The 798-nt window shown below is 60.9% G+C and carries 1 protein-coding gene; it reads left to right on the top strand.

Annotation, left to right across the window (positions count from 1 at the left end):
• Positions 1-798 (top strand): hypothetical protein (locus IGS61_RS27750; RefSeq protein WP_230542507.1); only part of this gene is annotated, 798 nt, incomplete at both ends.

Raw genomic sequence — 798 nt, 5'->3', positions numbered from 1 at the left:
ACGGCCCTTGCTGGCGATGTCATCACCAACAAGGCAGTCATTTCTGCCAGCAAGTTGCTGGCGATTACCGCCAATGCGAATAACGCCCAGTCGCTGGTGAACAGCCAGGGCCAGTTGGTGGCAGGTCAGTTGCAATTGAACGTGGCCAACCTGAACAACGCCAGCGGCGACATCGCGCAGACGGGCACGGGCGACACCGTCATCACCACTGGCAAGCTGGACAACACGACCGGCCGCATCGCCGTCAACAGCGCGAACCTGGCCTTGAACGCGACGGTGTTGACGAATATCAATGGCAAGCTGGAACACGCGGGTGCAGGCGTGCTGGCCATCCACGCGGGTCAGTTCAACAACCAGTTCGGCAAGATCACGGGCAATGGCAAGCTCGACATCACGGCGGCGGCCTTCGACCACCGCAACGCCACCACCATCGCCAATCAGCTGACCATCAACACCGGCACGCTGGACAATCGCACCGGCAGCCTGGCGCAAACGGGTAGCGGTTTGATGAGCATCAACAGCACGGGTTTGCTGGACAACACGGGCGGCAAGATCGAGGGCAATGGCGATGCGCTGGTCAATGCGGATACGTTGCTGAACAACAAGGGCCGCATCGTGACGGTGCAGGATGCCGGGTTGAACGTCGGTAGCCTGGACAATACGGAAGGCACCGTGGCCGCCGGGCGCAACCTGGCATTGAACGGTGCTGACATCGACAATACCAAGGGCCAGTTGCAGGCCGTGGCCGGCAACGCGACCTTGAACGTCGCGAACTTGAATAACACCGCAGGCAACGTG

It is taken from the genome of Janthinobacterium sp. FW305-129 (genome assembly GCF_020858115.1).
Lineage (GTDB): Bacteria > Pseudomonadota > Gammaproteobacteria > Burkholderiales > Burkholderiaceae_D > Janthinobacterium.
This window is presented reverse-complemented; position numbering and strand designations above follow the sequence as displayed.